Source organism: Paenibacillus turicensis (assembly GCF_017873435.1).
In the GTDB taxonomy this organism is placed as follows: domain Bacteria; phylum Bacillota; class Bacilli; order Paenibacillales; family Paenibacillaceae; genus Fontibacillus; species Fontibacillus turicensis.
Genome location: NZ_JAGGKG010000019.1, coordinates 1 through 24,834 on the forward strand (window position 1 = coordinate 1; position 24,834 = coordinate 24,834).

At 38.7% G+C, this 24,834-nt stretch carries 24 protein-coding genes and 1 riboswitch; of the genes, 14 read left to right on the forward strand and 10 right to left on the reverse strand.

Going from position 1 to position 24,834, the window contains the following annotated elements; genetic code table 11:
• Positions 1-320: 320 nt before the first annotated feature.
• On the forward strand, positions 321-935 hold the full coding sequence (locus J2Z32_RS17215) for an HD-GYP domain-containing protein (RefSeq protein ID WP_210090509.1): 615 nt from the start codon (positions 321-323) through the stop codon (positions 933-935).
• A 64-nt stretch (positions 936-999) separates the two neighbouring features.
• Here J2Z32_RS17215 and J2Z32_RS17220 read toward each other — a convergent pair whose 3' ends face one another.
• From J2Z32_RS17220 to J2Z32_RS17235, 4 genes are all read right to left on the reverse strand, one after another.
• Positions 1,000-1,830: an ABC transporter ATP-binding protein gene (locus tag J2Z32_RS17220; RefSeq protein WP_210090428.1), complete on the reverse strand. Its 831-nt coding sequence runs from the start codon at positions 1,828-1,830 to the stop codon at positions 1,000-1,002.
• Between the two features lie 17 nt (positions 1,831-1,847).
• Complete coding sequence (locus J2Z32_RS17225) at positions 1,848-2,615, reverse strand: ABC transporter permease (protein ID WP_210090429.1); 768 nt, start codon at positions 2,613-2,615, stop codon at positions 1,848-1,850.
• On the reverse strand, positions 2,612-2,905 hold the full coding sequence (locus J2Z32_RS17230; RefSeq protein WP_210090430.1) for a thiamine-binding protein: 294 nt from the start codon (positions 2,903-2,905) through the stop codon (positions 2,612-2,614). Before J2Z32_RS17230 ends, J2Z32_RS17225 begins: the two co-directional genes overlap by 4 nt.
• Positions 2,906-2,968: 63 nt before the next feature.
• Positions 2,969-3,985 (reverse strand): ABC transporter substrate-binding protein, encoded by a 1,017-nt coding sequence (locus J2Z32_RS17235; RefSeq protein WP_210090431.1) that lies wholly within the window; start codon positions 3,983-3,985, stop codon positions 2,969-2,971.
• Positions 3,986-4,091: 106 nt separating this feature from the next.
• A riboswitch (TPP riboswitch) is annotated at positions 4,092-4,205 on the reverse strand.
• Between the two features lie 342 nt (positions 4,206-4,547).
• On the opposite strand from J2Z32_RS17235, the gene J2Z32_RS17240 reads away from it, so the two are divergent.
• Positions 4,548-4,748 (forward strand): cold-shock protein, encoded by a 201-nt coding sequence (locus J2Z32_RS17240; RefSeq protein ID WP_009223993.1) that lies wholly within the window; start codon positions 4,548-4,550, stop codon positions 4,746-4,748.
• Between the two features lie 210 nt (positions 4,749-4,958).
• The gene (locus J2Z32_RS17245; protein ID WP_210090432.1) at positions 4,959-5,192 is read left to right on the forward strand and encodes a cold-shock protein; all 234 of its coding nucleotides are present in this window, start codon (positions 4,959-4,961) and stop codon (positions 5,190-5,192) included.
• A gap of 299 nt (positions 5,193-5,491) precedes the next feature.
• Here the strand turns inward: J2Z32_RS17245 and J2Z32_RS17250 are convergent, their stop codons facing one another.
• Together J2Z32_RS17250 and J2Z32_RS17255 are read right to left on the reverse strand one after the other, a co-directional pair.
• Positions 5,492-6,151: a response regulator gene (locus J2Z32_RS17250; RefSeq protein ID WP_210090433.1), complete on the reverse strand. Its 660-nt coding sequence runs from the start codon at positions 6,149-6,151 to the stop codon at positions 5,492-5,494.
• Between the two features lie 11 nt (positions 6,152-6,162).
• Complete coding sequence (locus J2Z32_RS17255; RefSeq protein WP_210090434.1) at positions 6,163-7,326, reverse strand: sensor histidine kinase; 1,164 nt, start codon at positions 7,324-7,326, stop codon at positions 6,163-6,165.
• Positions 7,327-7,757: 431 nt separating this feature from the next.
• On the opposite strand from J2Z32_RS17255, the gene J2Z32_RS17260 reads away from it, so the two are divergent.
• The 3 genes from J2Z32_RS17260 to J2Z32_RS17270 are packed head-to-tail and all read left to right on the forward strand — an operon-like array spanning position 7,758 to position 11,018.
• Complete coding sequence (locus J2Z32_RS17260) at positions 7,758-8,693, forward strand: ABC transporter ATP-binding protein (RefSeq protein WP_210090435.1); 936 nt, start codon at positions 7,758-7,760, stop codon at positions 8,691-8,693.
• An 11-nt stretch (positions 8,694-8,704) separates the two neighbouring features.
• The gene (locus J2Z32_RS17265) at positions 8,705-9,868 is read left to right on the forward strand and encodes an ABC transporter permease (protein ID WP_210090436.1); all 1,164 of its coding nucleotides are present in this window, start codon (positions 8,705-8,707) and stop codon (positions 9,866-9,868) included.
• Positions 9,861-11,018: an ABC transporter permease gene (locus J2Z32_RS17270; protein ID WP_210090437.1), complete on the forward strand. Its 1,158-nt coding sequence runs from the start codon at positions 9,861-9,863 to the stop codon at positions 11,016-11,018. The genes J2Z32_RS17265 and J2Z32_RS17270 overlap by 8 nt, the downstream gene beginning before the upstream one ends.
• Positions 11,019-11,031: 13 nt before the next feature.
• Here the strand turns inward: J2Z32_RS17270 and J2Z32_RS17275 are convergent, their stop codons facing one another.
• Positions 11,032-11,526 carry a CcdC family protein gene (locus J2Z32_RS17275; RefSeq protein WP_210090438.1) on the reverse strand — a complete coding sequence of 165 codons (495 nt, stop codon included), beginning with the start codon at positions 11,524-11,526 and terminating at the stop codon, positions 11,032-11,034.
• Between the two features lie 172 nt (positions 11,527-11,698).
• Between J2Z32_RS17275 and J2Z32_RS17280 the strand changes: the two genes are divergently transcribed.
• The 6 genes from J2Z32_RS17280 (at position 11,699) to J2Z32_RS17305 (ending at position 17,683) form a co-directional block, all read left to right on the forward strand.
• Positions 11,699-12,763, forward strand: coding sequence for a lactonase family protein (locus J2Z32_RS17280; protein ID WP_210090439.1), 1,065 nt, complete (start codon positions 11,699-11,701; stop codon positions 12,761-12,763).
• A 119-nt stretch (positions 12,764-12,882) separates the two neighbouring features.
• On the forward strand, positions 12,883-14,778 hold the full coding sequence (locus J2Z32_RS17285; protein ID WP_210090440.1) for a J domain-containing protein: 1,896 nt from the start codon (positions 12,883-12,885) through the stop codon (positions 14,776-14,778).
• Between the two features lie 34 nt (positions 14,779-14,812).
• Complete coding sequence (locus tag J2Z32_RS17290; RefSeq protein ID WP_210090441.1) at positions 14,813-15,493, forward strand: DUF1266 domain-containing protein; 681 nt, start codon at positions 14,813-14,815, stop codon at positions 15,491-15,493.
• Between the two features lie 77 nt (positions 15,494-15,570).
• Positions 15,571-16,509 (forward strand): DUF3829 domain-containing protein, encoded by a 939-nt coding sequence (locus J2Z32_RS17295; protein WP_210090442.1) that lies wholly within the window; start codon positions 15,571-15,573, stop codon positions 16,507-16,509.
• 59 nt (positions 16,510-16,568) lie between these two features.
• The gene (locus J2Z32_RS17300) at positions 16,569-16,979 is read left to right on the forward strand and encodes a CidA/LrgA family protein (protein ID WP_210090443.1); all 411 of its coding nucleotides are present in this window, start codon (positions 16,569-16,571) and stop codon (positions 16,977-16,979) included.
• 2 nt (positions 16,980-16,981) lie between these two features.
• On the forward strand, positions 16,982-17,683 hold the full coding sequence (locus tag J2Z32_RS17305) for an LrgB family protein (RefSeq protein WP_245251566.1): 702 nt from the start codon (positions 16,982-16,984) through the stop codon (positions 17,681-17,683).
• A 33-nt stretch (positions 17,684-17,716) separates the two neighbouring features.
• Here J2Z32_RS17305 and J2Z32_RS17310 read toward each other — a convergent pair whose 3' ends face one another.
• Positions 17,717-18,682 carry a hypothetical protein gene (locus tag J2Z32_RS17310; protein WP_210090444.1) on the reverse strand — a complete coding sequence of 322 codons (966 nt, stop codon included), beginning with the start codon at positions 18,680-18,682 and terminating at the stop codon, positions 17,717-17,719.
• A 111-nt stretch (positions 18,683-18,793) separates the two neighbouring features.
• Here J2Z32_RS17310 and J2Z32_RS17315 point away from each other — a divergent pair, with 111 nt between their 5' ends.
• Positions 18,794-19,393, forward strand: coding sequence for a P-loop nucleotide/nucleoside kinase family protein (locus J2Z32_RS17315; RefSeq protein WP_210090445.1), 600 nt, complete (start codon positions 18,794-18,796; stop codon positions 19,391-19,393).
• Positions 19,394-19,427: 34 nt separating this feature from the next.
• Positions 19,428-21,551 (forward strand): methyl-accepting chemotaxis protein, encoded by a 2,124-nt coding sequence (locus J2Z32_RS17320; protein WP_210090446.1) that lies wholly within the window; start codon positions 19,428-19,430, stop codon positions 21,549-21,551.
• Positions 21,552-21,903: 352 nt separating this feature from the next.
• On the opposite strand, the gene nrdG is transcribed toward J2Z32_RS17320, so the two are convergent.
• Together nrdG and J2Z32_RS17330 are read right to left on the reverse strand one after the other, a co-directional pair.
• Positions 21,904-22,422, reverse strand: a complete 519-nt coding sequence (nrdG, locus tag J2Z32_RS17325) for an anaerobic ribonucleoside-triphosphate reductase activating protein (protein ID WP_210090447.1) — start codon at positions 22,420-22,422, stop codon at positions 21,904-21,906.
• The gene (locus tag J2Z32_RS17330; protein WP_210090448.1) at positions 22,419-24,437 is read right to left on the reverse strand and encodes an anaerobic ribonucleoside triphosphate reductase; all 2,019 of its coding nucleotides are present in this window, start codon (positions 24,435-24,437) and stop codon (positions 22,419-22,421) included. The genes nrdG and J2Z32_RS17330 overlap by 4 nt, the downstream gene beginning before the upstream one ends.
• Between the last annotated feature and the right edge of the window lie 397 nt (positions 24,438-24,834).

A 24,834-nucleotide genomic window follows, 5' to 3' on the forward strand; every position in this document is an offset into this window, starting at 1 on the left:
ATAGGTGTCTAATGATGTAATGAAATTTGAATTTAATTCCATCCGATATGCCTCCTGTTGTCATATTCGTGTCGCATAATTGTTATTGTACGACAAAGGGTCTACTACTTAGGTATAGTCTGCATAAATATACTATGCTGATGCTTATAAAATATATAGCACAATAGTGTCTAATTGTAGTTATACCCGCATACTTTTGTCCTATACATAATGAAAGTGACATCGTATTTTGTCGCTTTATAGTACAGGGTTTTAAAAGAATTGCGTTAAGTAATGCACCATAGTAGAAATAATAACTAGGTCTGGGAGGCAAACACGTGATGGTTCCAACCAAAGATATAACACAATTGTATCTAAATAAAGAGCCAGATGCAGAGCATTGGGTGAATATGCTGCGCCAAAAGCATGCAGAAACATATCAGCACTGTATTCGAGTGGCTATACTTGCTGAGAAAATTGCTGAACCGCTTGGATTAAGTGAGGAAGATAAGAGAAAGCTAATTCGAGGTTGTTTTTTACATGATATTGGGAAAACAATGATTCCTCGGGATTTAATTATGCAAACTCAACCGTTAAGTAAGGAGCAGTGGAATATTATTAAGTTGCACCCATTGCTTGGTGCCGAAATTATGGAGGAACAAACTGGTTTTGATGAAGAAATCATCAATGTTGTTCATTATCATCATGAGCGATGGGATGGCTCAGGTTATCCCGCTGGACTACAGGGAGAAGATATACCTTGGTTTGCTAGAATCTGTAGTGTAATAGATGCATTTGATAGTATGCTATCAGATCGCCCATATGGAAGGAAGCTAACCCCAGCTGAAGCGAAGCTAGAGCTTCTGAGACATGCGGGCAAGCAGTTTGATACTGAAGTTGTCCATGCCTTTATGACCTTAACCGACCAAACGCTAAATATCTATTCGAAAGATTAGTTAAATAAAAGGAAGGTTCCCTCGAATACTTTATATTTTGTCATAAAGTGGGGACCTTCCTTTATTAATTTTTAATCTGCTGTTGTTCTTGTCTCATCCAATGAGATATTTCCTGTTTTAATTGTAAAAATAAAGGATTCGTTTCTAACTCCTCTTGTCTAGGACGCCCAAATGGGACATCGATAACCTGAAGTACACTTGCAGGTCGATTGGATAACAAATAAATTTTGTCAGATAACATTAAAGCTTCATCAATACTATGTGTAATCATGAGGACAGAACGCTGATGTGACTCCCATATGTCCAACAACCAACGCTGCATATCCGCCCTAGTTAAGGCATCTAATGAGCTAAAGGGCTCATCTAGACACATGATTTCCTGTGGGGCCAGCATCCCTCTTAAAAAGGAAACACGCTGCTGCATGCCGCCTGATAACATATGAGGATAAGCTTTTTCAAAGCCAGCCATCCCAGCCTTATCCAGCCAGTCAAGGGCTTCCTGCTTCGAATTTGGACCCGTAGTCCCAGCGATTTCTTGCGCCAACAATAAGTTATCTAATATATTTCGCCATGGAAACAATGCGGACTGTTGCGGAATATAGCTAATATGGCCACGTTCCCCATTAATTGTTTTCCCTTGGAGTTTAATTTCCCCTTTGTCTACAGGCATTAAGCCACCAATGAGATGAAATAGTGTACTTTTGCCACAACCTGAAGGTCCGATAATGGATACGAATTCTCCCACTGACACGCTTAAACTAATATCATTAAGCACATGGAGCTTTTGCTTGCCTTGCTTAAAGCTTTTGTGTACATGATTAATTTGTAGCAAAGGAACGGCATTGCTATGAGAGCTTTGAGAGCTATGAGAACTACTGTGATTTATTGTATTCATAATTATTCGCCTTCATCCTATTTGTGTTCTTGTGGTTTGTAACGAATCATCCACTTCTCCAATAAGCTTATAAGTGCAAACATGGCTAAGCTGATTAGAACGATGATACAAATGCCTACAAAAATACGATCTGTACGAAAAGATGACTTTTGTAGCAATAAATAATATCCAATTCCTTTATTAGCTCCAATCCATTCAGCTACTACAGCCCCCATCACACTATACGTAGCTGCAATTTTAATACCCGAAAAAATCGTTGGTAGTGCAAATGGAATTTTTAGCTTACGGAAAATATCAGCCTTGGATGCTCCAATCATCTTCATGTAGTTTAACATGATCGGATCAGTGCGATGTAGACCATCTAAGGCAGCAACAGTGACAGGGAAAAAACATACGAGTGTAATAATGATAATTTTAGGCAAAATACCGAAGCCAAACCAAATCATAAGTAAAGGGGCTAAGGCGATACTCGGAATATTTTGACTTAAAATGATTAACGGATAGACGCTTGCTTTCAAAAAAGGAACATAATCCAATAAAAAAGCAACAAGTAAACCAAAGGCTGTCCCTATTCCGAAGCCGATAAGCATAAGCTCTAGCGTAGCTTGTGTATGCTGCCAGAGACTGAATGCCCCAGTACGTGCTTCCTTCATAATATCGGTTGGACTGGGCAAAATCCATTTCTCGATTTGAAAAAAATCAGTAGCAAGCTCCCAAGCTATAATAAACAAGAGGACCGCCACGATGGGCGGCCAAATATTTTTTATAAATTGCGAAGCCTTCATGGACGGTATTTCTCCGTTAGCTTATCCATGCTTGCGCCTTCAGGATTGTACAAAATTTTCACTTGAGAAATGACACTATTGCTTCCAAAGGCAATTAAAGCTTCATTCATTTTAGCGACGATTTCAAGAAGCTCGGATAATTCGCCCTCCATTGTAGTTTCAAGCGGACTTACCTGATATTTGACACCAGAGTTTTGAATCACTTTAATTGCTTCATCCACATAAGGGATGACATCTGCACCACCTGGAGTTTTTGGAATAACCTGAATACTTAATAATGCGTTAGCCATGAGTGAATACATCCTCTCTTTATGTTAAAAGTATTTTGATTTTTATTGATTTTCTCAGACTATCTAATTTTGAGGTAAAAAATCATTTGTAAAGGCTTGATCGGTATCTAGCTTTTTATCTAACAAACCTCTTTCAAACATCCAATCAGAGTAATTTTGCCATACCTCACGTTTTTGCTCACCCCAACGAGCTGCATCATCTTGGTATTTAGGACTTAGCCATTTTTGACTTGCCTTAACTAGCTTTTCGTCTAAGTCAGGCACTGCCTTGAGTAGCATGGCTGCGGATTCATCTGGATGCTTAATTGCATACTCATATCCTTTTGTCGTTGCTCTCATAAAAGCTTTTACAAGATCAGGGTCATTTTTGATGGTTGTTTCATTACTAACAATGACTGGCGTGTAGTAATCCAGACTTGGTGAATAGTCTTTAACATATAACATGTTCAAAGCTTCTCCACGAAGCTCTGCCTCAATTCCTGTCCAAGCATAAAAAATCCAAGCGAAGTCAATATCTCTTTTTACTGCGGTAAAATAATCTGCTTCACCAATACTTACAATATTGACCTTTTTCACATCGCCTTGATCTAAATCCATAATCGTTTTCATAACGGCTTCTTCAACAGGAGAACCCCAGCCACCATAAGTTTTACCTTCAAAATCCTTAGGAGATTTAATCCCCTTGGCAACGGGTGCAGCAAAACCTGAGGTGTTATGTTGAATAACGGCTGCGAGTGACACTAATGGAACACCTTGAGTACGACCTTGAGTTACATTTTCTTGAATGCTAACCCCAAAAGGTACCTCATTTGAAGCGACCATAGCATCAGATCCACCTGAACCAGGTAAAACTATCTCTACATCTAGACCTTCTTCCTTATAGTAACCTTGCTCTTTAGCTACATATAACCCAGTATGATTCGTGTTAGGGCTCCAGTCCAATACAACCTTAACTGGTTTGAGTGTGGCACTACCATTAGATTGCTCAGAACCTTCATTTGTTGACTTTGTTGCTGTACTACATGCTGCTAATACAAAAACTAGACAACCAATAAGCAGTAAAGATATTCTTTTACGCACTGATGCTTTCGCTCCTTCGTTTGTGTGATTTCCGCATAATTATCTATTTTTGCCGAAAAAAAGCACCCTTATCTAAGGGTGCGGTAGGTTGAAGTAATAAATTAACATCCATAATTTAACAACTTCCTACGCTGGCATTACCCAGATCAGGTTTAAGGGTCAGTATCTTCATACGGGATACACTCTCAGCCGGCCAATTCCAGCACCCCTGACTATAAACTGCGGATTACATTGACATTATAGTGTGAATGCGATGTTCTGTCTAGCTGGTAATTTTGAGATGTCAAATAAAATTGTAAAATATTTATTTTTTTATTTTACGTTCAGCATTTGCTTTTTATTGTGGGGGAGGCTATAATAAGGTAAAAGCGTATTCACACATTGAAAAGAGTTACACTCTTAGTAATGGAGCTTTTTTCAATATGTGAATTTTTTTATAGTAGTGGAAACGTCCTATTGGTTTAAAGCTTATAGGTATTGTTTTTTACGAGCGGTATAAGAAAAGAAATTTTCTTATATTTTTAAAAAAGGATCATGTTAATATTTTTTAGGAGGTACCCTCATGGAAACAGGAACAGTTAAATGGTTTAACGCTGAGAAAGGCTTTGGTTTTATCGAAGTTGAAGGCGGAAACGATGTATTCGTACATTTCAGCGCAATCACTGGCGAAGGTTTCAAAACTCTTGACGAAGGACAACGTGTACAATTCAATGTTGTTCAAGGCAACCGTGGACCACAAGCCGAAAACGTTGTAAAATTGTAATAAAACATTAGACTGCTCTTGACGCAAGTTGGGAGCAGTTTTTATTTAAGACCTAGACACTACACTTTGCAGCAAAAAGCCGAGGAATAATTTCCTTTTGGATTGCATATAATTTCTATGTGAAACGGTTGTCGCACTTTTAAATGGAGCGATGAACACCGTTTTTAATTGTTTTGTGGGGTTTATCAATACCTGAATAGGGGGATAAAGATGAATTACCGTAAGAAACCGTTAGAAGAAATTCCTGAGGAAAACACTGAAATTTGGTCTTGCAGCAACGATGATTGTAATGGATGGATGAGAGATAACTTTACATTTGACTACACACCTGAATGTCCACTTTGTTCGTCTACTATGGTCAAAGGAACAAAGCTGTTACCTCAATTAGTTAACACCAACGCTGATCAAAAATCGCTACCTAAAGGCGTCAAGATAGATCAATAACATAATTTTTTATAAAATGAGCAGTCCAAAGCTAAGGTATTCCTTACTTGGGCTGCTTTTTTATAATGAGGTTAGGCTTAGCTTTTAAAAGGTACTCATAACAATGTACAGGAATTAGTGGGTATTGGTTAGCGGAGGGACAGGGAGATTTCGAAGATCGCCTTTAAAGACCGATTCTAACCTGTATTATAATTATGAAAAGAATTGCGCTTTAACAGCGATCGTAGGAACTCTCTGTACCGTAGCGGTCTTCTACCTGCTAATACAGGCACTTTTCTGCTTTGAGTCTAAGCTTAGCTTCATTTCATTTTCAAATACATAATTGCAATTTGTGTCCGATCCCGTACACCCAGCTTGCTTAAAATATCTGTAATATAATTTTTGACGGTGCCCTCACTTAAAAATAGTTTGCTGGCAATCTCCTTATTTGACATGCCTTCAGCGATAAGTGTGACGATATTAAATTCAGCAATCGTTAACTCCTTTGCCCAATCGTGTTGATGTTTTACTGGGGAGGAGGGACGTAGCAGTCCAGATAGTTTGCGGGCAATATCAGGATGAATGAGCATGCTACCCCCAAATACCGTCTTGATCCCTTGGATAATACGGTCAGGGGGAATGTTTTTGAGTAAATAACCACTTGCTCCATTACGCAACGCTTCAATAATAAATTCATCATCATCAAATGTTGTGAGTATAAGTACGCTAATATTTTCATTTAATGCTTTTACTTTTAATGTCCCTTCCACACCATCACAGATTGGCATACGAATGTCCATTAATACGACATGAGGCACAATATCAGGTGTATGTTGCAGTAGCGAGATGGCTTCCACAGCTTCATCTCCATCGCCTGCACTGCCTACAATGTTAATCTCTGAATCCATTCCAAGTAATAAAGTAAGACTTTCTCTAATGAATGGATCATCGTCAACGATAAATACATTGATTTGTGACATAGCCACGCTCCTTAGTTTCCTTCTGGTAATTTATGAATAGGTAAAGTGCTTATAACTGTAAAATGCGGAGCAAGCTTGAAGCTTAAAGACCCTCCAGCAAGCTGGCATCGTTCCTTCATTCCTAATACGCCTAACCCTCTCAATGTTGTAGGATGATTCTCGTCAAACTGGCTAGGGATAAGACCGTCATTCATCACACTCATTACAACACACTGTTGTTGATAATCAATTACAATTTTAACCTCTCTCGGTTGCCCATGCTTTAGAGCGTTAGTTAATGCCTCCTGAGCATTTCGATAAAAAATTAAGTCTTGACTCGGATATAAAGAAGTAGGAGTACCTTCCACGGTAAGAGAGGTTTGTACCCCTGACTCTCTCCCAACCTCCTCTAACAAGTTACGCAAGGACTGAATGAGATTGACATGGCTAAAAGGGCGTAAACCACGTACGGTTGATCTCATCTCATCTAGACTTGTAGAAAGCTGATCTCGTACCTGCTGAAACATGCTCACCGCTTTATCAGACTGCGTTGGCATGATTTGTAGCGCTGCTTCTGCCATCATTTTGATACGTATCAGTCGGTGACCAAGCTGGTCGTGAAGCTGCTGTGAGATTCGGTTACGTTCGCCTGCTTGGGCCACATCTTCGACCTGCTTTGCAAATTGAAGGATCTGTTCTTTACTATCATTTAATTCAAAATGCTGCTCTTTAAGATAATCATAATGTTGATATAACCTATCCAGTTCTTTATGGTAATAATCCAATATAGCAACCACTGCAATAAACAACAAAATCACAATATTAATAATAAAAATAAAAGATTCATGCCATAATACATAGTTTACCGCAAGCAGGTGAATGCCCATAACAATAATTTGCTGAACGCGTGGTATATTTGAAGGCACGTAACTAAATACGGGTGCAAGCACCAGCAGTACAGTAGATAGACCATATTGCTCAACAAGCCAAGTCGTTACTCCGATTTCCACTAATGAAAATAAAAGAAGTGTAGCTTGCTTATAACGTATATTTCCAACTACAACAAAGGCAATATAGAGAAGAATATGGATCATATAAATGCCTTGATTTGGTGCAGAAATCTGAAAAATGCCTAAAAACAGCGTAACGAATACAAAAATGAATTTGAGCATATACAACACACTAGTTTTAATCATGATCTAATCCCTAATTCCTTATAAATTCATATTTATTAGTCTTTATCTAATTACCATTCACACGATTTAATGAATTACAAAATCGAGTAATCTATTTGTTTTTTTAAAATTAGTGGATGACAATGAACCACGACTAGCGTAGGGACAAAGGATTCTGGAGAAGTGAAACGTTCGTATTTAAAACCGGATTTCAACATTAAGGATATGAATATCAGTAATCTGGTTTTAAGAGCGATCGCAAGAACCTTTGTTCCGTAGCCCTCCATCTACATTATTGTCATCCACTAATTTAGGTCTGCCCCATTATAGCACAACTCGATCTTGGAAAAGAGGTGACTAAAGTCATCTTACATCTATGACAAAAGAGAGCTTTCAGCGCTAATAGGATTTGCTACAATCAAATTACTAAAATGTTAGCGGGGGTTATGATTATGTCATTTGTTAAGCTCGATCAAGTGGTAAAGCGATATGGAAATAAAGTGTCCGTAGACCATTTGAATCTTAGTATTGGACAAGGTGAAATTTTTGGATTGTTAGGGCCAAATGGAGCGGGAAAAAGCACAACGATTAATATGATTGTTGGACTGTTAGAGCCAGATCAAGGAGAAATACAGATCGATGGCTTATCTATACAAAAAAATCCGATGGAGGTTAAGCGCAGCATTGGCTTAGTCCCACAGGACATTGCAGTATATGAAAATATGAGTGCATACGATAATGTTTCCTTTTTTGGAAAGCTGTATGGATTACGAGGGGCAATGCTGAAGGAACGTGTTCATGAGGCATTGGCTTTTGTAGGGCTAGAAGATCGGGGGAAGGAGCTACCGCACACCTTCTCAGGCGGAATGAAACGAAGATTAAACATTGCTTGTGCCATCATGCATCGTCCAAAGCTTATCATTATGGATGAACCAACGGTGGGGATTGATCCACAATCAAGAAATCATATTTTAGAATCGGTGCGGGCATTAAATGAAATGGGCTCAACGATTATTTATACAAGTCACTATATGGAGGAGGTTTCAGCCATTTGTGATCGGGTAGCGATAGTAGATCAAGGCCATGTAATTGCTAGCGGGACACAAGGGGAACTACAGAGTCGTGTTGCAGATCATGAAAAAATTGTGATGAAGCTGACAGGGATTACTGCACAAATGCTACAGGAATTAAAAACACATCCGCAAATTTTAAAGCTAGAGTCTCACGAGGAAGAGCTTAATATATATATCAAATCCTCACAGGCACACTTACAGGATATTTTATTTATATGTGCAAAGCATGAAGCAATCATTCATTCTGTGTCTTGTGAGCAGCCTACGCTTGAAACGTTATTTTTAAATTTGACCGGTCGTAACTTACGGGACTAATTGAGGTGATTATGGTGAACTTATGGACGATTACTTGGTTTGAATTGAAACGATTAACACGTACACGTACTGTTTTGCTCAATCAGTTCCTATTACCAATGCTTTTAATTTTTATTATTGGAAGTGCATTGTCTAATCTTTATACTACAACCGAGAAACCCAATGTAGATCCTATTTCGATTATGGTGATCAATCACAGTGATAGTGATGACTTGGAAAAAATAGGTTGGAATCAATTTATAATTAGTCCTGATATGAAAGACCAACTACATATTGTTCAAGGTAACAATAAAGAGGAGGCAATTGCACAGCTTAAGGAGCAAAAAATTGATCTAGCGATGATTATTCCTGCTCACCTTTTTCAATCAGTTAAAAGTGGAGATAAGGTGGTATGGGAAATTATCGAAGGAAAAGATAGTACTAAAAATAAGATCGGCATGTTCATGATTGAGGGTTATTTAAAACAATTAAATGTAACGTTAGTTGGTGGAGGAGCTGTAATTACCAAGCCTAGTTCCGCTGATCAAACAAATACTAGTTTCGTACAGATGAGAGCAATCAGTGATACGGGAATAAACTTTTCTTCCTTTCAAGTCTATGCCTGCTCTATGTTAACCATGTTTTTATTGTATTCAGGTCTGACTACAAGTATTAGCTTGCAAAGTGAGCAAAAAAACAAAACTTTAGCTCGTCTAAAGGGAATGCCTATCAGCTCCACTACTATTTTTATGGGCAAAATATTAGGCAATAGCGTCATGGCGATGATTCAGGCGACCGTTATTATTTTAGGTACACATTGGCTTTATGGTGTGAATTGGGGAGCACACCCGCTTTACTTAGTCATTATTTGTTTTCTTATTATTATGATTTCAATGCTCATGGCGACTGTCATTACATTGGTTGTTAAATCAAGTGCAACTACAAGTATTATTATTCAAAGTATAATCGTGGTTATGACCTTTGTTAGCGGAGGATTTAGACCCATCAATGATGAGTTTATTAGTAAATTAGGAGAATATACGGTGAATTATCATGCTTCGCAAGGCATTATGAATATGATGTTGACTGGTGATATGGCTAAGATAGTTCATCATATTTCAATATTAGGGATTTACAGCGCAGTGATCCTCCTTATTAGCGTCATTGTGTATCGGAAGGTGGGTTATAATGAATAGTTTAACGATTGCTTGGAACATGGTAAAAAGGACGATTGGTACACGTAAAGGATTTTTACTGCAAATTGTTCTTCCGAGTATTGTGGTTGCTGTATTAGCAGGGTTTGTGGGTGGTGGTTCAGATTCCAAGTTTACGATTGCTTATGTAAATCATGAGCAAGATGGTATAGCTAGTAAATCATTAATTAAACAATTAGCTGAAATAGAGAACTATGATATGAGAGAGTTTCAAACTGAAGCAGACATGAAAGATAACTTACTGAGGTTCAAAGCAGGTTTGGGGATAAGCATTCCTGACAACTTCACTGAAGCTTTATTCGCGGGACAAACGCCAATCACCCCTGTTTATGAAATGGTGACTAGTCAGGATTCATACATGGCAAGAGTAAAGCTAGATGAAGACATCAGTATGCTACATGACATTGCAATTCAAAGTGGTGTTTCAACTCAGGGGGGCGATAGAGAGGAAAGCTTCATAAAAATCTTTGAAGCAGTAGGTCAAGCAAAGATTACTACCCAAAAACTTGATTTACAGTTGTATCCTAAAGAGGGATTATCGCTCGTTACAGGTTTTACATTAATGTTTTTAATGGGCTTAGTCTCAAATACAGTTTTGCATATTGCGCAGGATCGCAGTCAACGTACTTTGGCAAGAATATATACCGCACCCGTGACATCATTTCAAATTACGGTAGGTAACTTTTTAGGGAGCTTATGTGTAGGACTGTTGCAAATTATTATTATTGTGCTGGTTAGCCGTTATGTTATGGGTTATGAATATGGAGTTGCACTTTTACCACACATCGTCATTTTAAGCGCTTTTATGCTTGTTACGATGGGGATTGCGAGTACAGTGGCAGGTTTTATACGTAATCCGCAAAATATAGGGATGTTAAACAATTTGATCATTTTCCCTACTTGTATGTTAGGGGGTTGTTTTTGGCCAATCACATTTATGCCTGATTTTATGCAACGTATAGCTAATTTTGTACCACAAAAGTGGGCAATACAGGCCGTTGAAGAATTGTCTGCTGGGAATTCCCTCGACAGTATTGTAATCCCACTTAGCATTTTAGGGTTGATGGCGTTAATCCTGCTTACAGTAGGTTCAGCAATATTGCGTCCACAGGATCGCAGTCGCAGCATGTAAAATAGGCTGCATATTATTGACTATAGGAAGCCGTGCCCGTCATCTCTGTAAATTTGCGAAGCATAAAAAGTCGCCAACGTAAAATCATACCAAAGGCCAAAATAAAAAATACCGATCCCGTCTGTAAGACGGAAATATATTGTTCAACAACACCGTGTAGCAATAAACGAATGACTAATAGTCCGATCAAAATAAAAGCAAATTGAGGGGAACGTTTAGCATAAATATGTCCTTCCTCTACTTCAAAGTGTGTAGTCCGGATCAAAGGATAAGAAAAGACAAACCACCCCACTAAAAAAGCAATGAGCGCCCATAATAAGGGAATGTGCATTTCAGGAGCTATGAACATCGCAAATCCTGTTGCCATTCCTACAGGGGGCATAATTATTTTTTTTATATTGACAGGGCGATGACTTGCTTTTAATCGAATTACGATCGCGGACACTGCCATTAAAATACCAACAATGGTCATAACAACGGGAAAATAGGGTGAATGTAAAAGGTTCATATAGCGTCTTCCTTTCTTCAAAGTCAGCATGACTAAACTTATATATCCAGTAGCGAACATATTATAACATATCAAATTGAGTTATTATAATTTTAAGGAGCTTATAGAGGAAAACTTCATTAATGCTGCTAATAAATAAGCTACTATTTATAGAATAGTGAGGGAAGTGAACATGTTGGAGAGACAGGTTACTTTTTATGTGGGAACTTATGCGCAAGAGGACGAGCAGGGGATTCATGTTTGTACGCTTGATATCGTTACGGGAAAGCTACAGCAAGTAAACAGTGTGGGTGGTGTTAAAAACCCTTCCTTTATCGCCTTAAATCAACAAAAGGATAAATTGTATGCGGTTAGTGAGGCTGGACCAAGTGCTTTATACACGTATGACATAATCAAGCCTGAATTAACCTCTCAATTAACAAAAAATCAACCTATATTATCCCTAAAAAGCCGCCTTCTGATGGAGGGACAAGACGCTTGTCATCTCACCTTAAGTGGGGCAGGTTTCGTTTATGTTGCCCATTATTCGAGCGCACACATTTTTAGCTATGCATTAGATGAAAAGGGTCAACCCTACCAGCTACTTACACAAATTCAGCATCAGGGAGGAAGTCAAGTTGTTCCTGATCGTCAAGGGGATGCACATGCACATCAAATAATTCTAGACCCTACTCAGCAGTATGCGTATGTATCAGATCTTGGGATGGATGTTATCGTGCAATACAACGTGGATGCAGGATTGTTATCGGAGGTTGGACGTGTAAAGCTACCCCCAGGAGCTGGACCTCGCCATCTTGTATTTCATCCTAAGCTGCCTTATGCCTATGGTATAAATGAGCTTAACAATACGATCACAGCATATGATTTTAATGTCGATACAGGTGCTTTAACGATAAAACAGCACTTTTCCTCTTTACCTGAAGGTAGTCAAGTTGACAATATTGCGGCGGATATTCATGTTTCAGAGGATGGGAACTATCTGTACGGCTCCAATCGGGGAGAAGATTGCATCGTTAAATATAATGTAGATCGAAACACTGGCTTACTCCATTCCCCAACATGGCATTCTGTGCTTGGAGGCTGGCCTCGTAATTTTGCAATCCAAGGGCAATATGTTTTTGTTGCTAATCAAAATAGTAATGAAATTGTTAGCTTTCGGCGTGATCTCGCAACAGGGGAGCTATCACCAACGGGTCATACCCTCGCCATTCAGGCGCCAACCTGTATCATTTTTTAATATGTAAATGTAAAAATTTAAAGCCTTTGCACCACAAGAGGAATGACCTTTTGTATAATATGGTAGCAGAGGCTTTTTGTTATGGAAAAATGGAGAACTGACCTGCTAAAGAGGTGATGATGTTGAATAAATGGGAGCGGCTAGGCATTGAGCCAACCAGCGATGTTAAATTGATTAAGCGTGCATATGCTTCCAAGCTAAAAATGTATCATCCTGAAGACGATCCACAAGGGTATCAAGCGTTACGTGAAGCTTATGAGTGGGCGATGAAGCAAAGCCAACTACATAGTAACACAGTTGAATTAGAAGAGCAGCCAAAGCCTTCTGAACAAGTAAAGCCTCCAATAAAACAACCAACGCATAACAAGCAAAACCATATACCACCTAAACTTGTGTTAGATTTTAATAGGACACAAAATTTTGCTACGCCAGATGAGGTTGTAGCTGCGTTTATACAGAAGGTCGCTAACCTTTATGATGATTTTTCACGTCGTATTGATGAGTCATGCTGGCTGGTCCTTTTACAGGACAAAGTAATGTGGAATATTTCAGTAAGTGAAAAGCTTTTTAAGGAAATATCATATTTTTTAAATGAGTATTGTTATTTACCTATTGAAATATGGGACATATTGAATCAATCCTTTGATTGGACTGGAACCTATTATAAAAACCCAAATGATTTTGAGGTAAGATATCCACAAATTTATAAACGGGTCATTCAACGTTCCCCAGAATGTTTATTTAACTATGTTGAACTACTTCAAGCGGAAGAATTAGATTATGACTCCTATTTGGCGAAGCGAGAGGTGGCGTGTAGCGCTCTCCTGAATCATGAGCTTGAGGATGCCAGAGCTGCACTGATTGCTGCGCAAAAGCAATTTGCAGAAGACCCTGCTTTAATCCATTTAATATGCACTTATTGTACCATGACGGGAGATTTACAATGGGGGCGGGAGATCAGTCAACAAGGAGCTGTAAAGTATCCAGACATTCAAGATATGTGGCTACATCGCGCTTATTTTGATTATTACTGTCATGAAGCGAAGGAAGCTTTACAAGCTATTGAGCCTATTTTACGTTGTACACCAGATCATACTGGCGCGTTAGCGCTAGCCCTTCAATGTCATTTAGAATTAGGGCAACTTGATCAAGCTGAACAAATATGTGAGTTGATGCTTTCCAGAGTCCCCAATGATATTGAGGCAATTACTGGGCTTGCGATCATTTCTGAGCGAAGATTTCAAGCACTTCCCAAAGGAAATCGTAAGGAAAGAATGCAATTGCTTCGTCTTTTAGGGATGGGGATGACATTTCAGCAACGTGTGCTTGGACTAATTAAAGGGTTAAAGCTGGCATGGCTAGTTATTATTGCAGCGGTGTTTCTGCAAAGCTTTATTTATGTTGAGGTTAAAAATGAATTAGGCATGTCACCTTGGGAGTATATCCGTAGTAATGACGATGTACGTCACCACGTTCAACCTGTAGGCAATACTGCAGAGCTCAAGCAGGCATTTGAGCAAAATCAAACAGCGAGGCTTGAGCTTTCGCAGGTTAAATATATTGGACTTAATCGAGTTTATCAAGGTGATATGGAAAAATTCGTGGATGCTGATGAGAAAACAAAGGAGCAGGTAAACCAAAATGAGCTACCTAAATCTGGGGTAGGTTATGTTTTTATAGGTTATGTTGGCAACGAATCTATCCTTGTAATCACCAATAATATAAACAATACGAGTAATGTAAAAATAGTAGGTAGACCTAAGCTATTAGTTAGTTCTATTTTAAATAAGGCTTTTGCAGCATGGGCAAGCTTGGGGTATGGAGAAAAGCGCAATGCTTCCTATGTGCTTGATCATCCTGTTAGTGAATTTTATATCGATACACAAGCTGATTTGCTTGGGAATGTCAAGCAATTAGCGTATAAATGGTCCCCTTATATCGTTATATTAGTGCTGATGTATTGGTTTATTTTTAATCAGATTCGTAATTTATGGCGATGGCTGAGGTATGTATAAGAGGTTTGTATAAATGGAAGGGGATGAACACTTGATGGCTCCTTTTGATAGAAAACAGAAAAAGCAACTCACAACATATGAGGGTGTATTGAGCTCCATTGTGTTTGTGGGCCAAACGGCAAGCTATTATCAGCAAAATACAGCACTTGCTTTCAAAAGAGTACGTGACATGGAGACTGAATTAATCAGATGGCAAATTACAGATAAAGAGAGTCTCCATGCAAGACTGGATTGGCTTTTAATTAAAGGGACACGTCACGTATTTGAACAAATGTATACGAAGCTGTCTTGTATGGAAGAGACAGAACGAGAACGTTATTTGTCTTCATTTCCGAGTGGGTCAGCGGAACAGATAGAATTAGAGGTGGTCTATTATTATTTGTATCGTGCTCCGAGAATAGGGATTACCGCTTATGATCTAACATGGGTGACTTATTTGATTAGAGCTGCCTACTCGCTAAAGAAGCTTACTAATGTAGAACGCTTAACTTATCTAGATCGAGTGATCACTGTCATGAATGACTACAATGACTATAAGTGGAACCGCAAAGATTATATCAATAGCTTTGTTATAGGGACGACCTTTAATAGTGTATATGCAAACCCTGAACATAATTGGCGGAATGATCCACAAGGCACTGCCACTCAGAATTGTGGGAATTATGCTAGATTGATAGCTTCTAAGTGGAGCCCCTTTAGAAAAATTGGGTTATAAAATTTGCTGTTATGGGGTGATTAGAAGTGAAAAAGGTTTTTGTATTTATTATTTTTCTCCTTTGTTTCATTCTAATTATGACCAATCAGGAGGAGAGCAAGCAGGTTGTTTCGAGCTCTGTATTTAACGATATCGCAGCAGAGGAAAAAGGATCAGCATTCACGAAATTTAGTCATTGGCTGGAGCAATTTAATGATAGTTATGTGAAAACTTATCAGTCGTTTTTAGAGGATGGACATAGGAAACAACCTCTTCCAGCCATAAAGGAAGCAGATTACAACATGATTAATCTAGTTGTAGCATCAGCGGCAGCTCAGCCACGTTTTAATGTTTTGGATACAACCACAATTACTTTAGCGCAAACGATAGATGAGCTTATGGCGTTAATGGATGATATCTCCAAATTTGAGGATACAGCAAAAGGTTCAGAGGATTCAAAATCAAAGCGAAAGCAATTCCGTAAGAAAATGCAAGCTTTACTTCAAAAATATGATGTTTTAAATGAGCGATTTAATAAACAATTTGCTACGATGAAAATCGATAAATCTAAGGAGCAGCAGCAACTCTATTTGGAACAAGGTCGTTTTATTCAAGCCGCTCAAGAGGAAATATCGTATCAATTTTCAAAATTTTCAAACTTAATAACGAATTATAGCGCTGATGAGCTTAATTTAAGAGAGTTAAGCTACAATGAAGTGCACAAGATTTATATTAGCAGTCATGACAGTGTTCTAAAATATAATCAATGGTTAAGCAATAAAGAGCAAGTAGATGAAGAAATATTAGATAATGAGCTTGCAGAGAAATCAATAAGGAGTATGATAGAAGCTACAGCGAAGCTAGACCAAGCATTGAAGGCCATTATTAATTATTTAAAGGATATCCAGGATGAGCCATCATCGACAGCTTGGACCTCAGAGACAAAACTAACTGAGTTGAAGCTGCTACAAAATTACGTACAGGCTCAATCAAGGTTCAGACAAGCCATCACGATGGCAAATTTAAGCTTTAAATAATTGATATTAAGGTATATAGATATAGAATGCTAGGACAGCATGAAAGGAAGCGTCATGAAGTGAAGTGGATAAAAGTAATTTTGCAGTCAACAATTTTTTATGCTTTTTATTGGGTTGGGGATGTGATTCAGCATAGCTTTAGCTTACCCGTCTCAGGGAGCATATTAGGTTTGCTGCTACTCTTTGTTTGTTTACTTACTGGAATTATACGACCCCAATGGATTGAGAGTGGGACAGGTTTTTTTCAAAAGTATATGCCGATCTTTTTTATTCCCTCGACTGTTGGGATTATGAATTATTTAGAATTATTCAACGGTAAAGGACTTATGCTTATTCCTATCGTTGTTGTGAGCTCTATGATTACGCTAGCCTTTGCAGCCGCCAGCAGTTATTTTGTTGTTAGACGCAGAGAGAAGCTGGAGGGAAATGCGGGTAGTAAAAAGGTGTTAAGCGAAGGAGAAGTAATGTAATCATGATCATACAATCCATCATTGCCGCTAGTATCGTGCTTATTACTGTTGTTTTGTACCTAATAATGAGTAGAGTATACAATAAATTCCATTATATCATTTTAATGCCGATTATTACGGTGTCCTTTATTTTAGTTGTAACCCTTGTATCATTAGAAATTCCATATACGACCTACATGCAAGGGGGCAAGTTTATCAATTTGCTGTTAGGCCCTGCGGTGGTTTCGCTAGCTTACCCACTATATCAGCAAAGGGAAACGTTAGTACGTAATTTTGTACCGATTATTACAGGTGTGATTGTAGGCTTAATCGGTAGTATTATTACCGGTATTTATTTTACACAAATGTTTAACTTCCCAGCAGAAATATTGTATGCCCAAGTGCCAAAGTCAATTACGACCGCTGTTGCTGTAACGATTTCGCAAGACCTTGGGGGCATCCCGACATTAACGGCTATTTTTGTCATGATTGCAGGTTTTACAGGTGTATTTTTAGGTTCCATCATATTAAAAGTATTAAAGATCGATCATTTTGTCGCACGTGGAGTTGGTATTGGAACCGCCTCACACGTCATTGGCACCGCAACGAGTTATGAGTATGGACTTGCTACTGTCTCTGTCAGCTCAGTAGCGATGACATTAAGCGCAATTGTTGGGTCATTTTTAGCACCAGCGTTAGTCTGGGTATACACCACTTGGTTTTAGAAGTTTTCAAGCCTATATGAAATTTTATTATGCTTATTCCTGCTCGGAGTTGTTGCTAGATGGCGGCTGATGGAGTGCTCTATCTTGTAATGGCTTCGGGTTTTCTTCTATTTTTGTAACTTGCGTCATACCTGCAAAGGGACGTTTTCTTCTCAGTTTTTCCCCTGTCATGCTTAACCCAATGATAGTAAGTATAATTTGTAGCCCAACCACGTAGGGTGACGTAAAAGCTATAATCGTCCCTAAGATGCCTAATCCCGAAATTAACAATGCCAACAGAATGTGACGAAGTTTACGAAACCTTGCTGTACATAAGGGATATGCTACAAAAATAGCGATATTCAGTCCGATCCAGCTAAGCCACGCTTCAAGCTCTATCACACCTAGGTACATCCATGACGTATTCACTACTAGCTCTAAGAGAGTATAGAGATCAAAAAATAAAATAACTGCAAACAAGCAAGGGATAACCGGAGCAGTGGTCTGCCATAATAATTGACCAAAGCTTGGAGACTCGATTTGCTTCAGGAGATTTTGTCGTTTTTTCCGCAAAACCTCAATTTCATCTTCAAGTGCTTGCTTGACCATATACAACCTGGTTTGGGTTGATTCTTGAATATATAGTTCAATTTGTCCCTGAAGGTTAGGTTTAATATGGGGAGATGTCTTGCATTTATGTAGTGCAATTAATATTTTGTTTTGTTCTAAATGTAACTGTTCATAAGTGGCTTCAGGCGTTGCATCTGCTATTGTGCCCCATACTTCTACATATAAGGATAATGTGTCACTCATCCGTTCATACTGATTATGAAGTCTTTTTGCAGCTAAATATTTAGTAATACCATAAATCATGATGAACAAGAATAGACCTACGATAATTAGAAATATAGGAAATTGTTGATCAAGTAGATTAGGTTTTTGGATATGATAGGACACCTTGGAGATCATCCCTTCGGAGTTTTCTTTCTTTACTATGGCATAGCGGGTATTACATTTCAAGCAAAAGCCCTGCTCTATTTTTGAAAATAAGATGAAATTATTATGTTGGAATCAAGGTAAAGCGATAGTACAATAAAGTTATTACCGAAATATAAACTATAGGGGGTACATATGCTTAAACTAGTATTTTTTGTTGGTGTGGCTGGGACAGGTAAAACAACCGTTGCTCGTGCGCTTGCAACCCGTATGTCTGCGGCATTTTTGGATCGTGATACAGTAGGTGGCAGATTTGTGGAGAAGATGTTAGAAATGAATGGTTTGGACGTGAATGATCGTGATTCTGAGTTTTACAAAAAGCATTTGCGTGATCTTGAATACGATACAACAAAAGATATTTGCATTGAAAATTTAGCAGCAGGCCAAAATGTTTTTATGATTTCCCCGTTCACGGCTGAGCTAAAAAATAAAAGCTGGATCGAAGAAGTTATCGCCGCTGCAGGTCTGACTAAAGAAGAAGTAGATGTGAAAGTCATTGCCGTGACCTTACAGGACATGGAATTACAACGTCAACGTATTGTTGATCGCCAAACAGAAAGAGATACATGGAAGTTAGAGCATTGGGATGATTTTAAACAGCGGGTTCAGTTTGTACCTGAAGTAAATTGGGATATCCCTTCATCTTCAATTTTGGTATTTGATAATAGCGGAGAATTAACAGAGGACAAGCTTAACCAAGTCTATGAATTTGTGAAAAATACAAGTCCTAAGTAGTTTTTATCCCAACCTGACTGGAGAGTGCATCTAGATGAAGTGGTTCCGAAATTTATCTTTTCGTAATTTATCTTTAGCAACCAAACTGATTTCCTTGTCCATTCTATTATTTGTTGTCATTAGCTCAATATTAGTTGCTTATAATCTTAACAAATTAAGTGATGTTAGTGTGAAAAAGGCAGAAGCAGAAGCAATTTCCGCGGGAAAAACCTTTACTATGGATTTTAATAATCAAATCGCGGGGATTGAAAGCTTGATGGAGACACTTTCTCGTTCTATGCTTAGTTATCAGCAAAATGGAGTTGATAGAGACCAAATTGTTGAAATGCTAGATAAAGAATTAAAGGGAAGAACCAACATAATTTCATTGTATACATTATGGGAGCCTGATGCCTTTGATGGAAAAGACAATGAAAATGTAAACAAAACATCTTATGACAATGATACTGGGCGCTTCCTACCCTATATTGTACGTGACGGACAAAATATTGTGTTTAGACCTTTAGATGGTTATGAAAAAGAAGGTGTAGGAGACTACTATTTAACACCAAAAACCACAAAGAAAACGTATTATAAGGACCCTTATATTTATCCTATAAATGGAAAAGATGTGCAAATGCTCTCTATTACAGTTCCAATTTTAAATGAAAAAGGGGATTTTTTAGGGATTGTTGGGACCGATATCTCATTAGATTATTTGGAAAGTGAAGCGGCGAAATATAAACCGTTAGGTGGTTATATTTCTTTAATTACTGATAAAGGAAATTACGTTGCCAACCCAAATGAGCCTGAATCTACTGGGAAATTTTATGGAAGTACCGAAGAGAAAAAGCAGTTGTGGCAAAAGGTTGCTGCTGGAGAACAAGTTGCAGCGGATGGAGTGAATTCTAAAGGAATTGATGTAAAACGTTATTTTGATTCTTTCCCTTTGCCAGGCAGTGACGTGAAGTGGCATACTCAAATTGTTATTCCTAAGTCTGAGGTGATGAAGGAGTTAATCAACGGTAGAAATATTTCAATTGCTATTGGTCTGTTAGCGGTTGTGCTCTTTAGTGGTATTTTAGCGTTTGCCATTCATCGTATGGTTGTACGTAATATGAAGCAGCTTGTAACCAAGCTTGGTTTAATTGCACAAGGAGATTTAACACAGAAGCTCGAAATCAAGGGTAAAGATGAGTTCGGAAAAATGGCGGTTTATTTCAATAGTATGACCGAGAAGTTAAGAGAAATGTTTGAGATGATTGCGGATCTTACGGTTGCGCTTAATATGACTGCGGAGCAATTGTCAGATTCGGCCGAAGAGACAAACAAAGCATCTGAAAGTATTGCAGAATCAGCCCAAGAGGTGGCGGCGGGTTCTGAGGTACAAAGTCGGTACGCGACAGATACAGTAACCGCGATGGAGGAAATGGCAACAGGGGTACAAAAGATTGCCGACTCCTCTTCGAAGTTATCTCAATCTGCTAACGGTGTAGCGGATCAAACGGTAAAAGGAAATGAGCAAATTACAGTTGCGGTTACGCAAATGGAAAGCATTGAGCAATCTGTCATTAATACAGGTAAATTAGTAGAAGGGCTTAGCCGCCGTTCAGAGCAAATTGGTGGGGTTATAGACCTTATATCTGGGATTAGCAAGCAAACGCATTTACTCGCTTTAAATGCAGCGATTGAGGCATCTCGTGTCGGCGAGCAAGGCAAAGGGTTTGCAGTTGTTGCGATGGAGGTTCGTAAGCTAGCTGAGCAAAGTAAGCAGGCGACGGAGGAAGTGGCTGAGCTTATCTATGCCGTGCGTGAAGAGACGCAAGAAGCTTCTCAAGCTATGCATGAAGGTGTGAATCAGGTTAAGCTTGGTGTAGCTTCTGTAACAGATAGCGGTGTATTATTTACTGAAATTATGAATGAAGTTGCAGATATTAATGATCAAATTCAAGAGGTATCCGCTGCGGCAGAAGAAATGAGCGCAAGCTCTCAGGAAATCGCTGCTAGTGTAGATGAATTAGCTCGCATTGCTGAGGATGCCTCTAAGAACTCGACCAACGTAGCTGCCGCTTCAGAGGAGCAGTTAGCATCCATGCAGGAGATTACATCGTCAGCGGAAGCGTTAAATATGATGGTTGCGGAGCTAGTGGATCGGATGCAGCACTTTAAAATTAAATAGTGTGCATCAGGTTGAGGCTTCATTAAAATTAGTGGCTGACAACAATGGAGATGGAGGCTATGGAACAGGGAGTTCTTCCGACCGTTGTTAAAACCAGATTCCTTTATATTTTTATTTTTACGTTGAAATCTGGTTTTAAAGACGGACATTCCATTTCTCCAGAATCCCCTGTCCCTTCGCTAGTTTGGGATAGTTGTCATCCACTAATTTAAAAACGAAGCATAAACTTATATTGGTAAGCTTTACGTGAAAAAAGGAGATTCCAGTTATATTAGGAATCTCCTTTTAGTTATAACAATTAATGGTTTATTTTATAAGTAACTTAATAAATAGCTTCATAAATATCGTAACATTAGAAGGTAGTTTTTGGTTGCCACAATTCAATTGATCTAGTGCGGAGACTGGCAGGAATATCGATGATACGTTGATTGGAGCTACCGCGATATAACAGGCTTGTGTCTAGAAGGTCCTGTTGAAATCGACCATCTATAATGACCTGACAACGTGTTAACAGTGCATATTCCTCAGAGTGTGAATCCTCAATAAGCTCCTCAAACGTATAGCCACTATAAATCCACACGGAAATGTTGGGTACTGCTTCCCGCAGGTGATCGATAAATAAGCTAACCTCAGCAGATGAAAAAAATGGATCTCCACCTAAAATAGTAATTCCACTTAGCAATGGATTGCTTGCAATGTCTTCAATAATTTCCTGCTCTCGTTGTGGTGTGAAGGGCTCGCCATAATTAAAATTCCAGGTGGCGGCGCTAAAGCAGCCTTTACAATAATGTCGACAGCCACTAACGAATAAAGCGGCTCTTAAGCCCTCTCCTTCGTTAATGCTTTCAGGGTAATAGCCACAGATGTTCATGTAGTGTGCTTCACACGATCGCGAACCTCGGCTTGCTTCGCGGCATTAAAGCGAGTCTGATAGTCACCAGTAAGATACCCTGTCACACGGCGTAAACGGCGAATATGCACGTCCTTTTCTGAACGCTGACAAGCAGGACAATTGGCACCAATAATACCTTCATATCCACAAGCAGAGCAACGGTCAATCGGATGGTTAAGGCTGAAATAGCTAATATTTTGCTCTAGTGCGTATTGAATAATTCGTAAAAATGCCTCAGGGTTGTTACGTGCATTCCCGTTTAGCTCAATATAGGAAATGGCTCCTGCGTTGCATAAGTCATGAAAAGGAGCTTCAAGCTGAATTTTCCGCGCTGCACTTACGGTGTGATAGACAGGAACATGGAATGAATTCGTATAATATTCTCTGTCAGTTACCCCTTTGATGGCGCCATAGGTTAATTGATCTTTTTTTGTAAATTTACCAGATAAGCCTTCGGCAGGTGTAGCAAATAACGTAATGTTTAAATTGTGGCGTTCACTTTGCAAATCGCAGTAATTTCGCATGTATTTAATTAAATTGTACGCTTTATGATAAATCTGCTCATCTTCTGCATGATGCTTACCATACATTGCTTTCATGCATTCAGCTAACCCGATAAAGCCGATAGATAAGCTACCATGCTTAATTAGATCACCAACTCGGTCCTCTGGAGATAGCTGCTCGCCACCCTCCCAGACCCCTTCACGCATCATAAAGTCAGAGGCTTTTGCTTTTTGGGATTGCTGTATACGATAGCGGTGCAGTAAGCCCTCCATTGCAATATTGAGATAAAAATCAAGCTCCTTGTAAAATCCACGTTCGTCTGCTTCCTTACGATGACCCAAAACGGTTCCATGCTCAATGCCAAGCTTAACTAAGTTTAAGGTGTTAAAGGACAGATTGCCTTTGCCAGACAAATGATTACGACCAAAACGGTCACTTAGTACTCGTGTACGACAACCCATTGTAGCAAATTCTGTATCTGGATCATCTGCTTTATAATATTGCAGGTTAAGTGGTGCATCTACATTTGCAAAGTTAGGATACATTCTTTTGGATGAGCATTCTGCTGCTCTCAAAAACAAAGCATAGTTAGGATCTCCGGGTGATTGGTTAATCCCTTGCTTACATTTAAAAATTTGAATCGGAAAAATAGGTGTTTCACCACTACCTAGTCCAGCAATCGTCGCTTCAAGTAATGAGGAAATAACTAACTGGCCCTCTGGAGAGGTGTCGGTTCCATAATTAATGCTTGTAAACGGAATTTGCCCACCAGCACGACTAGACATCGTATTTAAATTATGAATTAAGCTTTCTGCCCCTTGAAGTGTTTCGCTTTTGGTTTCCTTGAGGGCATAGCGGAAGGCTCTAGGATAAGCTTGCTCTAAATCTGTTCGACTCATTGTAATCTCACCCAAGACGTCGTATTGGGATGTTAATTCAGTCGAATCAGCAGTTATTTGTTCAAACGAGTCTAATTCTTCGAAATAGTCTAACCCTTTAAGGAAATATTTCTGAAAAGATTTACGCACATAAGGTGCAAGATCAAAATCTAGTTTATTCGCTGAGACACCGCCGTATTGGGAATTTTGCTGGGATTGAAAAATAATCGCAACCAAAGCCATTGCCGTCATAATCGAATTAGGTGTACGTACACTACCGTTACCTGTATTAAAGCCCTGCTGCAACAATTTGCTAAATGGGATAAAAATACAGTTTGTGGTCCCGATCGCGTATTGATCTAAATCGTGGACGTAGACGATATTATCTTTAATCGCTTGCACTAATGGTTTGGGCATAATGAAATGCTCCGCATACCATTTTGCATATTCGCTACCCATTTTGCTCATTTTTCCAGAGAAGCTTTCCCCATTTAAATTCGCATTTTCACGTAGCAATTCAATATTCCGACTATCGATAATTTCCTCTCCGATGTTGACGATCTCACTTAAAATTTCCTCTTGGCTTGGATATACATGGTTTAACAATGCCATTTCCCCAACTGCCTCCTTATCTACATATAAACTAAAATTAGGCATATAAATGAGCATTCCCAACGTAGGTCTAGTTGAAAATGCTATAGTTAAGTTAATGTGAATAAACACTACATTTAGTATTTGAGATAACTATACAACCATACATATTGTGAAGTAAATAGGACTTTCCCCTAAATCTGCTGGAAATGGTTTGGTAAAATCGCGGCAGAGCTTGTCCTCATAGGGCTGGTGGAAACGTTAAATAATTGTGAACTTTTTATTGTGACAAAATAATACAAATTATATTTTCTACACTAAAATAATTTTAATTTGTAAGTGCAAAAGTAGGAGAGAAGGACATGAAGTGGTAAAATAAGATTAATGAAAATAGACGGAAAATAAAATAGAAAGAAGG